This window comes from Thermomonas sp., from assembly GCF_029945965.1.
Lineage (GTDB): Bacteria > Pseudomonadota > Gammaproteobacteria > Xanthomonadales > Xanthomonadaceae > Thermomonas.
The window spans coordinates 748,703-761,936 of the sequence record NZ_JAQSDO010000015.1 but is presented as its reverse complement, the minus strand read 5'-3'; the positions used below and the strand labels follow the sequence as shown (position 1 = coordinate 761,936).

At 62.6% G+C, this 13,234-nt stretch carries 13 protein-coding genes and 1 pseudogene; 10 read left to right on the top strand and 4 right to left on the bottom strand.

Features of this window, described 5'->3' with window-relative positions:
- Nucleotides 1-6: 6 nt before the first annotated feature.
- Both PSV05_RS09740 and PSV05_RS09735 read right to left on the bottom strand, forming a co-directional pair.
- Nucleotides 7-2,379 (bottom strand): 3-hydroxyacyl-CoA dehydrogenase/enoyl-CoA hydratase family protein, encoded by a 2,373-nt coding sequence (locus PSV05_RS09740; protein WP_300064507.1) that lies wholly within the window; start codon nucleotides 2,377-2,379, stop codon nucleotides 7-9.
- A 21-nt stretch (nucleotides 2,380-2,400) separates the two neighbouring features.
- Nucleotides 2,401-3,027 (bottom strand): TetR/AcrR family transcriptional regulator, encoded by a 627-nt coding sequence (locus tag PSV05_RS09735; RefSeq protein WP_300064505.1) that lies wholly within the window; start codon nucleotides 3,025-3,027, stop codon nucleotides 2,401-2,403.
- A 218-nt stretch (nucleotides 3,028-3,245) separates the two neighbouring features.
- On the opposite strand from PSV05_RS09735, the gene ndk reads away from it, so the two are divergent.
- From ndk to PSV05_RS09685, 10 genes are all read left to right on the top strand, one after another.
- Entirely contained in the window at nucleotides 3,246-3,671 is a 426-nt protein-coding gene (ndk, locus tag PSV05_RS09730) for a nucleoside-diphosphate kinase (protein ID WP_300064503.1), read from the top strand.
- Between the two features lie 9 nt (nucleotides 3,672-3,680).
- Complete coding sequence (gene rlmN, locus PSV05_RS09725; protein ID WP_300064501.1) at nucleotides 3,681-4,940, top strand: 23S rRNA (adenine(2503)-C(2))-methyltransferase RlmN; 1,260 nt, start codon at nucleotides 3,681-3,683, stop codon at nucleotides 4,938-4,940.
- Nucleotides 4,930-5,769, top strand: a complete 840-nt coding sequence (gene pilW / locus PSV05_RS09720; RefSeq protein ID WP_300064499.1) for a type IV pilus biogenesis/stability protein PilW — start codon at nucleotides 4,930-4,932, stop codon at nucleotides 5,767-5,769. Before rlmN ends, pilW begins: the two co-directional genes overlap by 11 nt.
- On the top strand, nucleotides 5,766-6,566 hold the full coding sequence (locus PSV05_RS09715; protein ID WP_300064497.1) for a RodZ domain-containing protein: 801 nt from the start codon (nucleotides 5,766-5,768) through the stop codon (nucleotides 6,564-6,566). Before pilW ends, PSV05_RS09715 begins: the two co-directional genes overlap by 4 nt.
- Nucleotides 6,567-6,636: 70 nt before the next feature.
- Nucleotides 6,637-7,281, top strand: a complete 645-nt coding sequence (locus PSV05_RS09710; protein ID WP_300064495.1) for a tetratricopeptide repeat protein — start codon at nucleotides 6,637-6,639, stop codon at nucleotides 7,279-7,281.
- Nucleotides 7,281-8,465: an outer membrane protein assembly factor BamB gene (bamB, locus tag PSV05_RS09705; protein ID WP_300064493.1), complete on the top strand. Its 1,185-nt coding sequence runs from the start codon at nucleotides 7,281-7,283 to the stop codon at nucleotides 8,463-8,465. The genes PSV05_RS09710 and bamB overlap by 1 nt, the downstream gene beginning before the upstream one ends.
- A gap of 115 nt (nucleotides 8,466-8,580) precedes the next feature.
- Nucleotides 8,581-9,981 carry a ribosome biogenesis GTPase Der gene (gene der, locus PSV05_RS09700; protein ID WP_300064491.1) on the top strand — a complete coding sequence of 467 codons (1,401 nt, stop codon included), beginning with the start codon at nucleotides 8,581-8,583 and terminating at the stop codon, nucleotides 9,979-9,981.
- A 30-nt stretch (nucleotides 9,982-10,011) separates the two neighbouring features.
- Nucleotides 10,012-10,596: a molybdenum cofactor guanylyltransferase gene (locus PSV05_RS09695; RefSeq protein WP_300064490.1), complete on the top strand. Its 585-nt coding sequence runs from the start codon at nucleotides 10,012-10,014 to the stop codon at nucleotides 10,594-10,596.
- 61 nt (nucleotides 10,597-10,657) lie between these two features.
- The gene (moeB, locus tag PSV05_RS09690; protein WP_300064488.1) at nucleotides 10,658-11,785 is read left to right on the top strand and encodes a molybdopterin-synthase adenylyltransferase MoeB; all 1,128 of its coding nucleotides are present in this window, start codon (nucleotides 10,658-10,660) and stop codon (nucleotides 11,783-11,785) included.
- A gap of 29 nt (nucleotides 11,786-11,814) precedes the next feature.
- Nucleotides 11,815-12,861: a DUF2272 domain-containing protein gene (locus tag PSV05_RS09685; protein WP_300064486.1), complete on the top strand. Its 1,047-nt coding sequence runs from the start codon at nucleotides 11,815-11,817 to the stop codon at nucleotides 12,859-12,861.
- Nucleotides 12,862-12,867: 6 nt separating this feature from the next.
- Here PSV05_RS09685 and PSV05_RS09680 read toward each other — a convergent pair whose 3' ends face one another.
- Both PSV05_RS09680 and PSV05_RS09675 read right to left on the bottom strand, forming a co-directional pair.
- A complete protein-coding gene (locus PSV05_RS09680) occupies nucleotides 12,868-13,071 on the bottom strand; it encodes a hypothetical protein (protein ID WP_300064485.1) in 204 nt (67 codons plus the stop codon).
- A gap of 33 nt (nucleotides 13,072-13,104) precedes the next feature.
- Nucleotides 13,105-13,227, bottom strand: a pseudogene (locus tag PSV05_RS09675) (DUF1244 domain-containing protein); the annotation flags it as partial.
- Nucleotides 13,228-13,234 lie beyond the last annotated feature (7 nt).

Here is a 13,234-nt window from a genome sequence, read left to right as displayed (position 1 = left end):
CGTCGCTCAGTTACGCAAGGGCTTGCCGGTCTTGAGCATGTGCGCGATGCGCTCCTGGGTCTTGGGCATCTGTGCCAGTGCGACGAAGTGCTCGCGCTCCAGCCGCAGTAGCCACTCCTCGTCTACCAGTGCGTTGCGGTCGATCTCGCCGCCGCACATGACGGTCGCGATGCGGGTCGAAACTTCATAGTCGTGCGGCGAAATGAAGCGTCCTTCCAGCATGTTCACCAGCATCATTTTGAAAGTCGCGATGCCGACATCGCCGGCCACGCGAACCCTGCGTGCCGGTAGCGGCGGGCGATAGCCGCTTTCGGCCAAGGCAGAGGCGCATGCCTTGGCGACATGCAGCAACTCAAAGGCATTGAAAACAATCGTGTCCGATTCGCGTGCCAGCTTCAGTTCGCGCGCTTCCATGGCGGAGGTGCTGACTTTGCCCATCGCCGCGCCTTCAAATGCGGTCTTGAGCTCGGCGAACACGTCGCCGCTCGCGCCGGCGGCCTCGGAGGCGCGCACCGCGAATTCCTTCAAGCCACCACCGGCCGGCAGCAGGCCGACGCCGGCTTCGACCAGACCGAGATAACTCTCCAGCCCGAACACGGTATGCGCCGAATGCATCTGGAACTCGCAGCCGCCGCCAAGTGCCAGGCCGCGGACCGCGGAGACCACTGGAACCAGCGAATACTTGATGCGCTGGCTGGTGGCCTGGAAGTTCGCGACCATCGCCTCGAAGCCCGTGACGTCGCCAGCCTGCAGCAGGCCCAGCGCGCCGGACAGGTCGGCACCGGCCGAGAACGGCTCCTTCGGTTGCCAGATCACCATCCCGCGGAAGTCGCGCTCGGCCATCGTGATTGCTTCCTGCACACCGTTGAGCACATGGTCGTTGACCGTGTGCATCTTGGTCTTGAAGCTGAGCACGGCGATGCCGTCGCCGTCATGCCAGAGTCGGACACCATCGTTCTCGAACACGGTCTCGCCAGGTGCAGCACGCTCGCCCAGCAATGGATCCTGGAAGCGCTGGCGCTTGTAGACGGGCAGGGCAGAACGCGGCAACTTTGCATCCTTGCCCGGGTTGTAACTGCCTTCGGCGCCATGCACACCTTCGCGGCCATCGAACACCCAGTCCGGCAGCGGTGCATTGCTCATCGCCTTGCCGGCGACGATGTCCTCGGCCACCCAGTCGGCAACCTGTTTCCAGCCAGCGGCTTGCCAGGTCTCGAACGGACCCAGGCTCCAGCCGTAGCCCCAGCGGATCGCAAGGTCAACGTCGCGCGCGGTTTCGGCAATGTCCTTCAGGTGGAAGGCGCTGTAGTGGAACAGGTCACGGAATACCGCCCACAGGAACTGGGCCTGCGGATGCGCGCTGGCACGCAGCGCGGCGAACTTGGCCGCAGGATCGCGTTCCTTCAGGATTGCGGCGACTTCGGGGGCGACCTCGGCTGCGGTTGGGCGGTAATCCTGCGTTTCCAGGTCCAGGACCAAGATATCCTTGCCGCGCTTGGTATAGATGCCGGCGCCGGTCTTCTGGCCCAGCGCGCCTTTATCGATCAGCGCGAGCAGCCATTTCGGCGCCTTGAAATGGGCATGCCAGGGATCGTCCGGCAGGGTGTCGGCCATGGTCTTGATGACATGTGCCATCGTGTCCAGGCCAACCACGTCGGCGGTGCGGAATGTGGCGGACTTCGGTCGGCCGATGGCTGGGCCGGTCAGTGCATCGGCGACATCAAAGCCCAGCTTGAACGCCCGGGTGTGGTGCATGGTTGCCAGCATCGAGAACACACCGATGCGGTTGCCGATGAAGTTCGGAGTGTCCTTGGCGATCACCACGCCCTTGCCGAGCTGGGTGACCAGGAAGCTTTCCAGACCCGCGATGACAGAAGGGTCGGTGGTCTTGGCCGGAATCAGTTCGGCCAGGTGCATATAGCGCGGCGGGTTGAAGAAGTGCACGCCGCAGAAGCGGTGGCGCAGTTGTTCCGGAAGAACATCGGCCAAGGCATTGATTCCCAAACCAGATGTGTTGCTGGCGAGCACAGCATTCGCGGACACATGCGGCGCGATGCGGCGATACAGGTCCTGCTTCCAGTCCATCCGTTCGGCAATCGCCTCGATGATCAGGTCGCAGCCTTCCAGCAATGACAGGCCAGTCTCGTAGTTGGCAGGCATGATCGCGGCCGCCAGCGACTTGCTGGCCAGCGGGGCAGGCGACAGCTTGCCGAGATTGGCGATGGCCTTGAGCACGACGCCGTTGGGGTCGCCTTCCTTTGCAGCCAGATCGAAAAGCACGGTGTCGACACCGGCATTGGTCAGGTGCGCCGCAATCTGTGCGCCCATCACGCCGGCACCGAGCACGGCGGCACGGCGTACAAGTAATTTCTCAGACATGTTTCATAACTCCTTGAAAATTCATATTGCTTCCGCTTGGAAGCCGGCACTCGCAAACCGGATCAAGGCCTTGGCGGCGCGTTGGCGATGGGTCGCTTCGGAGACCGATGCGGGTCGCTTGATCAGGCCGAAATCGGCCATCGCATAGGTCAGTGCGCCCGACAGGAAGTCCAGCCGCCAATACAGTTCTTCCTTGCCCAGCGCGGGAACGCAAACGCCAATCGCCTTGGCGAATTCGCGCAGCACGTGGCCGTACTGGTCGGACAGGAATTTGCGCAGGGTGTCGTTGTTTTCGGCGTACGCACGGGCGATCACCCTGATGAAGGCACCACCGCCATGGCGATCCTGGGCCATCGCCAAGGCAGGTTCGACGAAGGCAGCCAGGATCGGTTCCAGTTCGCCAGGATGCTTGGCTGTTGCAGCCTGCAGTGCCTGCAGGCGGTCGCGGCTCATGTCGTCCATGCGCCGACGGAACACTTCGTTGACCAGATTGTCCTTGCTGCCGAAGTGGTAATTGACCGCGGCGATATTGACGTCGGCGCGGCTGGTGACCTGGCGCAACGAGGTGGCGCCGAAGCCCTGCTGGGCAAACAGTTCCTCGGCTGCGTGCAGGATCCGATCCTTGGTCGAGAAATGCTGCAGGCTCATCGGCAGTTACCTGAATCAAACGCTTGTTTGATATTAGGACGGGGTCGCCATCACGTCAATAGCGTGGGGCGTGCCAGCCGACAAAAAACGTGCCACGCAGGGGGAATTGGATTAGAATCGTCGGTAGCCATGTCGGCCAAACCCGCGCCAGTACGCGGGTTTTCTGTTATCTTTGGGCGTGCGACGCTGTTCGCCGCCCGCCACACCGGAGTATTCCAATGGCGCTGGAGCGCACCCTTTCGATCATCAAGCCCGATGCCGTCGCCAAGAATGTCATCGGCCAGATCTACACCCGTTTCGAGCAGGCCGGCCTCAAGGTCGTGGCCTCGAAGATGAAGCACCTGTCCAAGCAGGAGGCCGAAGGCTTCTATGCTGTGCATCGCGAGCGCCCATTCTACAGCGCGCTGGTCAACTTCATGAGTTCCGGCCCGGTGATGATCCAGGCACTGGAAGGTGATAATGCCGTACTCAAGCATCGCGACCTGATGGGCGCCACCAATCCGAAGGACGCCGCGCCGGGCACGATCCGTGCCGACTTTGCCGACAGCATCGATGCCAACGCGGTGCACGGCTCGGACTCGCTGGAGAACGCGGCGATCGAAATCGCGTACTTCTTCCCGTCCACCGACGTGTACACGCGTTGAGTTGATGTGATGAGCGACACCAGCACTCCGGCCATCGACATCACTCTGCTAGGCGAGCCCCAGGCTGGCGATGGCATGGCCGTGGGCGCATCCGCGCAGGTGGCCAAGGCCGCCTCGCGGATTCCAGCAGGTGATTCGCGTACCAATATCTTCGACTTGGACCGGGCCTCGCTCGAGCGTTTCTTCGAAGAGGATCTCGGCGAGAAGAGATTCCGCGCGCAGCAGGTGATGAAGTGGATTCATCATCGCTACGCCACGGATTTCGCCGACATGACCGACCTCGGCAAGGCACTTCGCGCCAAGCTTGAGGAACGTGCGGTGGTGCGTGCGCCGCAAATGATCTTCGACAAGGCCTCCGAAGACGGCACCCACAAGTGGCTGCTCGGGATGGATCCCAAGAACGCCATCGAAGCGGTGTTCATTCCCGACAAGGGGCGCGGCACCCTGTGCGTGTCCTCCCAGGTCGGCTGTGCGTTGAACTGCCAGTTCTGTTCCACCGCAACCCAGGGCTTCAACCGCAACCTGACCACCGCCGAGATCATCGGCCAGGTCTGGATCGCTGCCCGCCACTTGGGCAACGTGCCTCACCAGCGGCGCAAGCTCACCAACGTGGTGATGATGGGCATGGGCGAGCCGCTCATGAACTTCGACAACGTGGTGCGCGCGATGAGCATCATGCGCGACGACCTCGGTTACGGGCTGGCCAACAAACGGGTGACCCTGTCCACCGCCGGCGTGGTGCCGATGATTGATCGTTTGGGCGAGGAGAGCGACGTCTCGCTGGCGGTTTCGTTGCATGCGCCCACCGACGAGCTGCGCACCAGCCTGGTACCGCTGAACAAGAAATATCCAATTGCCGTGCTGATGGACGCCTGCGTGCGCTATGCGCAACGCAAACGCGGTAGCTCGGTGACCTTCGAATACACATTGATGAAAGACGTCAACGACCAGCCTGAGCAGGCGCGTGGCCTGGTCAAGCTGATGCAGGAATTCGACCGTCGCGTCCAGATGAAAGACGCAGCCAAGGTCAACCTGATTCCCTTCAATCCATACCCCGGCACGCGCTTTGCGCGTCCGACCGACGAGGCCATTCGCGCCTTCCAGAAGCAGCTCAACAGCGCCGGCATGATCGCGCCGGTTCGGCGCACCCGTGGCGACGACATTGATGCCGCCTGCGGCCAGCTGAAAGGGCAGGTGATGGATCGCACGCGGCGTTCGGCCGAGCATCGCAAGCATCTACAGGCATCTGGTGTATCCGATGCCGCATAAATTGTCATCATTGCGTTTGGCCGCTGCCCTGCTGCTGGCGGGATCAGTGCTTGCAACCACGGCATGCAGCAAGTTCGAGCGCCTCACCATCGTGCGTCCCTCTGCCGAGCGTGGCAACTGGGAGCAGATCGCTCCAACTTATGATGTGAGCGGCAAGGGCAAGGGCAAGAAAGCCGAGCCGTTTACAGCCGCACAATTGGTGGCTTCTGCCAGTGCCTACTATGAGGCGGGTCGTTTCGACCAAGCCAAGCAGCAGGCGCAGCAAGCAATCAAGGCTGACCCCGCCTCCGGTGATGCGCATACCCTGCTGGCAGCGATCGCCAGCAGGTCAGGGGATAGCGCCGCAGCTGGCGATCATTATCGGAAGGCCCTGGAACTCTCGCCGACCAATGGTGCCTATGCGAATAATTACGGCATCTGGCTGTGTGGCACTGGACATGCCCAGGAATCGTTGGCCTGGTTCGACAAGGCACTGGCCGACTCATCCTATCCAACTCCTGCGACTGCGCTGACCAATGCTGGAATCTGTGCCCGGCAAGTGGGCCAACTGGATCGAGCCGAAGCCAGTTGGCGCCAGGCCCTTGTGCTGGACCCGAATCTGACGCCGGCACTATCCGGCTTGGCAAACCTGCAATTTGCGGGTGGCCAGTACTTCGATGCGCGTGCCTTCGTCCAGCGTTGGCTGGCAATCGCCCCCAAGGATACGAGCGCATTGCAACTGGCGATGCAGATCGAGCAGAAACAGGGCGACAACGTGGCCGCACAGCGTTATCTTCTACGTTTGCAGGCGATCCCCCCGGGCGCCTCCACTGTTCCCCCGACGCCATGACCACTTTTCCAGACCCGACTCACCACGCAATGGCTGGCTGCGGCGAGCGCTTGAAGCATGCGCGCGAAGCCTCGGGCCTCAGCATCGACGATGTCGCCGCGCGCTTGCACATGCCGGCGCGAGTGGTGCGCTCGCTTGAGGCCGAGGACTGGTCGCGGCTTGGGGCCCCGGTGTTCGTGCGCGGCCAGGTTCGCAGTTATTCCCGGCTGGTCGGTTTGACCACCGCACCGATGATGGCGGCACTGGACGTGGGTCCGGTCGAGCCATCCCACCTGGTTAGCCGCACGCATACCCCGCGCGCGCAGTGGTGGGCAGAGCAGATCGGTCGTCGGCTGGTCTACATCGTGCTGACCCTGTCCCTGGCCGTGCCGGCGTGGGTCGCTACCCGCCAGCACCTGTCGGGCAATGTGAATGATGCGGCGCCGCTGGATGTGCCCGCCAAGATCGGTGTGATCGTGCAACCGGCCCCCGTTTCCAGCCGTACAGTGTTGGCGTCGATGGGGCCGGTGGCAGTCCCTCCGATTGAGGCACTGGCCGCCGGGATCGTCATCCGCACGCATGCCGAAACCTGGGTGGATGCCGTCGCAGCCGATGGCAGCAGTATCGAGAAAGGATTGCTGCCCTCCGGTAGCGAACGCCGTTTTGCCCCGGCTCAGCTGGCACGCCTGACCATTGGCAACGCATCTGCCGTGGATATGCAGCACAACGGGCAGCAGGTCGACTTGGCGCCGTTCACCCGAACGAACGTGGCCCGCTTTACGGTATCCTCCGATGGTTCGCTGGTCGTGGTCGACTGATCCACGCAAGCGGGTACACCTCTCCTAACAACACCAGCGACCTGCGTGTCGAACGCGGGCAAGAGACAGCATGGCGATTGATGACCTGCTCGATGAGCATGAACAAAGCGAACTAGTCCGATCCTGGGTACGCAACAACGCCCTCGGCTTGGTTGGTGGTATTGCCTTGGGGCTTGCCGCCATCGCGGGCTGGCAGTGGTGGCAGGGCCAGCAACAGCAAAACCGAATGTCGGTCAATGGCCGTTATGCCGAAGCCGTGACCCGTTTCGAGAGCGGCAACTTGCCGGCAGACAAGGGGCGCCCCGCGATCGATAGCATCAGCAAGGGCAATCCGACCCTGGGTGCATTGGCTGCGCTGCAGTTGGCGAAGTCGCAGGTCGATTCGGGCAAGCCAGAGGAAGCCATCGCGACCCTGAGCAATCTCCACGACCTTGACCCGGACATGCGCACGGTCGTGCACCAGCGCCTGGCCAGGCTGCTTGTCGACGCCGGCAAGGGCAAGGATGCGCTCGCCCTGCTGGATGACGAACGCAATCCGGCGATGCTCGATGTGCAGGGTGATGCGCAGATGGCGTTGGGTGATCGCGCCAAGGCGCAACAGGCGTACCTGAAGGCGCTAGGCTTGGTGGACGTGGGCGACCCACAGCATCGCCTGCTGCGGTTGAAGCTGATCGAAGCTGGCGGTACGCCGCCGCATACCGAGGACAACACCTGATGACCCAGGTCATGCCACGAAATTCGTTCCAAAAGATCGCTGTCGCGCTGCTGTCGTTGGCGATCTTGTCTGGTTGCTCGACGGTGAAAAACCTGTTCGACGGCCGCGGCAAGGACAAATCGGAAGACCCCACGCCACTTGTCCAGATTACTCCAAGCCTCAAGGTCAGCCAATTGTGGAGCGCTTCGCTCGGCAAGGGCGGCAAGGATCTCGGCATCGGCATGCGCCCTGCAATCGTCGATGGGCATGTCTATGCCATGGCGGTTGAAGGCGGCGTCTCGGCATTCGACCTGAAAACGGGCCAAGCACTTTGGCACTATGCCTCCGACTTGCCATTGACCGGTGGTCCTGGGGCTGGGGATGGATTGGTGGTAGTCGGCAGCCTGGAGGGCGATGTGGTGGCCCTGGACGCGGCCACGGGTACCGAGAAGTGGACCGTCAAGGTTGCCAATGAAGTCCTGGTTGCACCGGCGGTTGGCGGTGGCATGGTGTTCGTGCATTCCAACGATGGTCGGTTGACGGCGCTGGATAAGGGCACCGGCGAACGTCGCTGGTTCTACAGTCCTGACGTACCTGCACTGACCGTGCGTGGCAGTGGTGCGATCACCCTTGGTCCAGACATCCTGTTCGTCGGCAATGACAATGGTACTTTGACCGCCCTGTCGATGAGCGATGGCAGCGTGCGCTGGAGTGCCCCGGTTGCCGAGCCGGATGGTCGTAGTGAACTGGAGCGCATGGCGGACGTGGACGGCCCGGCCATCCTCGACAACACCACGTTGTACGCCACCAGCTACAAGAATCATACGGTCGCCATCGACGGGCCGAGTGGCCAGCTGATGTGGGATCGCGAAAACGGCGGCCCGCGTGGACTGGGCCTGAGCAATTCGGCGGTGGTCGTGACCGATCCTGCCGGACATGTCTGGGGGCTGGACCGAAACACTGGCGGTAGCCTCTGGCAGCAGAATGGTCTGGCCTATCGCAAGGTCTCAGCACCGGCTGTGCAGGGCGACTATGCGGTGGTCGGCGACTTCGAAGGCAACCTGCACTGGCTGCAACTGAGCAATGGCGCGTTCGCCGCGCGCGCCAAGCTGGGCGGCGCGATCAGCGGGCAACCGGCAGTCGCCGATGGCATCCTGGTTGTGCAAACCGAGGAAGGCCAGCTGGCTGCGTTCGCACTGCAGTAAGCGTTTGGCCGGCTTCTGGCTGGCGTACATCCGCGGCCCCGGCTAGTCTGCCGGGGCCGTTGTGTTTCAAGTATTTGATTCGCGTATCACGCGCCGCGTGCGCAAAGGTTGACCCATGCTTCCCCTCGTCGCCCTGGTTGGGCGCCCCAATGTCGGCAAGTCCACATTGTTCAATGCGCTGACGCGCACGCGCGATGCGTTGGTGCATGACCAGCCGGGCGTGACCCGCGACCGCAACTATGGCGTGTGCCGTTTGCTGGAGGCTGCGCCATTCGTGGTGGTTGATACCGGCGGTATTGCGGGCGAGGACGAGGGCCTGGCTGGAGCCACCGCGCGTCAATCGCGTGCTGCAGCGGAAGAAGCAGACCTGATCCTGTTCATCGTCGATGGTCGCGAAGGCAGTTCCGCATTGGACGATGACATCCTGCGGTGGCTGCGCAAGCTGTCGAAACCAACACTACTGGTGGTCAACAAGAGCGACGGCATCGACCTGCAGTCGGCGATGTCCGAATTCGCTCGTTACGGCTTTGGCGATGCATTGCCGGTGTCATCCGCACATCGCACCGGCATCGATGAATTGCTGGCCCGGGTTGAAACTGATTTGCCTGCATTGGGCAACACGGAAACCCTGGACAATGATCCGACCCGCATCCGCATCGCCTTCGTCGGGCGCCCGAATGTCGGCAAGTCGACTTTGGTCAACCGCATCCTGGGCGAGGAACGCATGATCGCCTCGGAAGTACCGGGCACAACTCGCGATTCGATCGCGGTGGACCTGGAGCGCGATGGTCGCAAGTATCGGTTGATCGATACCGCTGGTCTGCGCCGCCGGGCCAAAGTCGAAGAGGCGGTCGAGAAGTTCTCGGTGTTCAAGACCCTGCAGGCGATCGAGCAGTGCCAGGTCGCGGTGCTGATGCTGGATGCAACCGAAGGCGTGACAGACCAGGACGCAACTGTGCTGGGCGCGATCCTCGATGCCGGCCGCGCGCTGGTGATCGCTGTCAACAAATGGGATGGTCGCACCGACTACGAGCGCCAGCAGACCGAGGCCTTGGTCTCGCGCAAGCTGAGCTTCGTCGAATGGTCGGAGAACGTGCGCATCTCGGCCTTGCATGGCTCGGGCCTGCGTGAACTGTTCCGCGCCATCCATCGTGCGCACGCATCAGCCACCCACGTGTTCAGCACCGCTGATGTCACCCGTGCGGTGGAAGCTGCCTATGCGGCCAACCCACCACCAGTTGTGCGTGGGCATGTGGCCAAGATGCGCTTCGCGCATCCGGGCGCCGAGAGCCCACCGACGTTCATCGTCCACGGCACGCGCCTGAAAACCCTGTCCCAGACCTACCAGCGCTACCTGGAGAATTTCTTCCGCAAGCGCTTCAAGCTGGTCGGCACGCCGATTCGCTTCATTTTCAGGGAAGGCGAGAACCCCTACAAGGACAAGAAAAACGTGCTGACCGAGAAGCAGGTTGCCAAGAAGCGGCGCCTGATCCGACACGTCAAGCGCGGTAAATAATTCTTCGACGTGCAGCGGGAATTGTGGAAGGTGGAACAGATTTTGGATCGCTCGCAGGTGACCCTTGGAATCCTGGCCGGTGGCCGCGCCAGCCGTCTGGGTGGACGCGACAAGGCCTGGCTGCAGCGCGCAGGTGTTCCACAAGTGATCCGGCTGGCGCGGCGTTTCGATGTCGAATGCGGCACGGTGCTTGTCAGCGCCAATGTCGGCCTGGAGCGCTATGCGGAGCAGGGCCTGTCCGTGGTTTCCGACCATGTTTCCGGGGTTGGTCCGATTGCCGGATTGCAAGCCTTGGCCAATGCTTGCGACACGCCATGGCTGTTGACGCTGCCAGTCGATGTCATTGGCACCAACGAATGCCTGTTGCGCACGTTGGCCATGGCGGGCGATGCCGGCGCGGTCGCAGAGGACGACGACGGTCTGCAACCGCTGGTTGCCTTATATCGGGTGGAACTCATTCGCGCAGCGATCAATGCTGCACTGGCCGCAGGCGAGCACGCGGTACAGGCCATGCAGGAGCGACTCGATTTGCCACGGGTCCGTTTCAGCGGCCTGCGCTTCGGCAATCTCAATACGCCCGAAGACCTGATTGCAGCCGGCATTGATGATGCTTGATGGCGGCTCGGCCTGATCCTCTCGTGGGCTTTATGCAGCTGGACTGCGTGATAATCAACGCATGCCGATTCGACACCTGACTCCCGACGAAGCTCTTGCGTGTCTGCGTGCAGGTGCGGTGCTGATCGATGTGCGCGGCGACCACGAACGTGCGCTGGGCATGGCCGATGGTGCGCGCGGCATCGACCGCGATGTGCTGGAAGGCGATCCGGGCGTGGCCCTGCCCGATCTGGATGCCGAGATCCTGTTGTTGTGCCAGCGTGGCCAGCGTTCGCAACAGTGTGCGCTGGTGCTGCAAGAACGCGGCTATCGCAACCTCGCCTCGGTCGTCGGTGGCACCGAGGCCTGGGACGCGGCGGGATTGCCGATGCAGCGAGCAGACATCGACGCCGATTTCAGCGAACGCTACTCGCGCCACCTACGCCTGCCGGAAGTGGGCCTGGATGGCCAAAAGCGCCTGCAGGCAGCACGAATCCTGCTGGTCGGTGCGGGTGGGTTGGGCTCACCTGCGGCGTTCTACCTGGCGGCAGCCGGCATCGGCAGCTTGCGCATTGCCGATGACGACGTGGTGGACCGCAGCAACCTGCAACGCCAGATCCTGCATACCGATGCACGCATCGGAATGCCGAAGGTTGATTCCGCGGCGATGGCCTTGTCCGCACTCAATCCGCGCACCGTGATCGAGGCCGTCAACGAACGGATCACCTCGTCCAACGTCGAACGCATCCTCGAAGGCGTGGACGTGGTGATCGATGGCGCCGACAATTTCCCCGCGCGTTACCTGCTGAACGATGCTTGCGTGAAACTTGGCAAGCCGCTGGTGTACGGCGCGGTACATCGGTTCGAAGGGCAGGTGAGCGTATTCGATGCCGGCCGACAGCGTGGCGTGGCGCCGTGCTATCGCTGCCTGTTCCCACAGCCGCCGCCGCCCGAAGCCGCACCGAATTGCTCGGAAGCTGGGGTTTTGGGCGTGTTACCGGGTGTGATTGGCATGCTGCAGGCTACCGAGGCGATCAAACTGGTGCTGGGCATCGGCGAACCCTTGCGCGGGCGCTTGCTGCAGTTTGATGCGCTGACCATGCGATTTCGCGAAACCCGTCTTGCTGCCGATCCGGCGTGTCCGGTTTGCGCGCCGGATTGCGCATTTCCCGGGTATATGGATTACGCCGCGTTCTGCTCGGGCGCCTGATCCATGCCAATCCGAAACATGGGGGCCGGATGCATCTGAAATTTGTTGTTGGTTTGTTACTGCTGGCGCTGGCAGGTAGTGCGAGCGCTTCGGATCAATGTCCGCTGCTGCGCAGCCGCCAGGCCGATTCGGAGATCGCGACCCGGATCGCTGCGGTGGCTTGCGATGAGCACATGGACTGGTACCGTCCGTTCATCGACAGCGATGGGCGCCTGGCCAGCAGCACCGTGGTCGAAGCGGAAAGCACCGACCTGCAGAGCGGTGCAGGCCCGGCCTGGTTGCGAGTGGCGGCATATTGGCGCGATGCTGGCCTTTTGCAGCAGATGGGTGGCCATCAAGGCGCGAACGAGTGCACCTATGCCAGTCCGACTGGCGGGATGCCGGCACAGGCTTGCCGTGGATTCGTGGTCGACCAGCCATGGTCGGCGGCATTCATCTCCTGGACGATGCAACGCGCCGGTGTTCCCGGATTCCTGTCATCGCCCAGCCACTTCGACTATGTGCGTGCGGCGCGCAGCAATCCGCAGGGCAGTCCTTACTTGTTCCTGGATCCGCAAACCACGGTGCCCGTGGCGGGCGACATGCTGTGTTACGTGCGCACCGGGCGCGTGTATGGCCATGCCGGACTGGCCGAGGCAATCGACGCCGGCGCGAAAGGCCTGAAGATGCATTGCGACATCGTGGTCGCCGCCAATCCTGGCGGTGACAGCAAGGCCTATCTGGTCGGCGGCAATGTGCAGCAGGCCGTGACCATGCGCGTGCTCAACCTCAATGCGACGGGGCGCTTCTGGAACCTGCCGATGCGTTCGCAGGGCGACGTTGCTTGTTCGCCGGACGCACCTGCCGCCTGCAATTTCAACCGCCAGGATTGGGCGGTATTGCTGAAGCTGAAAACGCAGGCTCAACTCGCCTTGATGCCACCAGCCCGGATGCTGCCGCCACCACGCGCACCTTCATCACAGTCGACATGTTGCGTGCGTTGCGTGCTGGGTGCCGTGCCCGAAATCCCGCGTTGCCCGGTGGACGGCACGCAAGTTGCGCCCATCACACAGGACCCGGTGCAGGGCTCCGACTGACCCGAGTCATTCGGTGGGGGCCGGCTTGTTCTTCGAGCGTGGCTTGGCCCGATGGTCGATCTGAACGCCCAGCACCACGTGGCAATGAATACAGCTATGGCTGATGCAGCGCGACTTGCTCACGCCATCCACCATGCCAACGACGGTTGCTACATTCACATGCAATACCCGCTTGCCGCATTTCGGGCAGATGCCCTGGATCGTCATCATGATGGAGCCCCTGGTGGTTTCGATGCCGGCCGACTAACGTTTGGCCGCTTCAAAGGCGGCCAGCTGTTCGGGCGTGGCTTCGGCCTGATGCCGCGCCTTGAACTGGCTGAAGGGCATACCGTACACCGCTTCGGGTGCCTCGTCGCGGCTCATGTTCGGTCAT

Bases quoted from the DNA above. Each gene is read 5' to 3' on its own strand.
- PSV05_RS09680 (WP_300064485.1), bottom strand. From the start codon at position 13,071: ATGATGACGATCCAGGGCATCTGCCCGAAATGCGGCAAGCGGGTATTG.
- PSV05_RS09740 (WP_300064507.1), bottom strand. From the start codon at position 2,379: ATGTCTGAGAAATTACTTGTACGCCGTGCCGCCGTGCTCGGTGCCGGC.
- PSV05_RS09710 (WP_300064495.1), top strand. From the start codon at position 6,637: ATGGCGATTGATGACCTGCTCGATGAGCATGAACAAAGCGAACTAGTC.
- PSV05_RS09685 (WP_300064486.1), top strand. From the start codon at position 11,815: ATGCATCTGAAATTTGTTGTTGGTTTGTTACTGCTGGCGCTGGCAGGT.
- der (WP_300064491.1), top strand. From the start codon at position 8,581: ATGCTTCCCCTCGTCGCCCTGGTTGGGCGCCCCAATGTCGGCAAGTCC.
- PSV05_RS09715 (WP_300064497.1), top strand. From the start codon at position 5,766: ATGACCACTTTTCCAGACCCGACTCACCACGCAATGGCTGGCTGCGGC.
- rlmN (WP_300064501.1), top strand. From the start codon at position 3,681: ATGAGCGACACCAGCACTCCGGCCATCGACATCACTCTGCTAGGCGAG.
- PSV05_RS09735 (WP_300064505.1), bottom strand. From the start codon at position 3,027: ATGAGCCTGCAGCATTTCTCGACCAAGGATCGGATCCTGCACGCAGCC.
- pilW (WP_300064499.1), top strand. From the start codon at position 4,930: ATGCCGCATAAATTGTCATCATTGCGTTTGGCCGCTGCCCTGCTGCTG.
- bamB (WP_300064493.1), top strand. From the start codon at position 7,281: ATGACCCAGGTCATGCCACGAAATTCGTTCCAAAAGATCGCTGTCGCG.
- ndk (WP_300064503.1), top strand. From the start codon at position 3,246: ATGGCGCTGGAGCGCACCCTTTCGATCATCAAGCCCGATGCCGTCGCC.
- moeB (WP_300064488.1), top strand. From the start codon at position 10,658: ATGCCGATTCGACACCTGACTCCCGACGAAGCTCTTGCGTGTCTGCGT.